Source organism: Mesorhizobium sp. M7A.F.Ca.MR.148.00.0.0 (genome assembly GCF_003997735.1).
GTDB lineage: Bacteria > Pseudomonadota > Alphaproteobacteria > Rhizobiales > Rhizobiaceae > Mesorhizobium.
Genome location: NZ_RZTB01000356.1, coordinates 372 through 630 on the forward strand (window position 1 = coordinate 372; position 259 = coordinate 630).

Genomic DNA, 259 nt, shown 5'->3' on the forward strand with positions numbered 1-259 from the left:
CACACCACCATAGCGCTTGGATATGCCTTCCATCCGGAAGAGCGGAACCATACCGTCCATCGGCCCTCCCGAGGCACTTTTGACGACCAGGGATATCGAGTGGCCGGCGCCGCGGGAGCTCCCGCGGCGCCTTGTATGCTGCCTATTGGTCCGCCTTGGTCTGGCCCATGATTTCCTGCGCCGTGAAATTGATGCCGCAGGTCGGGAAGGAGTTGCCGACGAAGAAATTGTCGGACTGGTCGGGGAAGAAATCCTGACC

Annotated in this window: 1 pseudogene; it reads right to left on the minus strand. The window is 60.6% G+C overall.

From position 1 onward, the window contains the following. Nucleotides 1-142: 142 nt before the first annotated feature. Nucleotides 143-259 (minus strand): annotated as a pseudogene (locus tag EOB49_RS38350) (ribose ABC transporter substrate-binding protein); the annotation flags it as partial.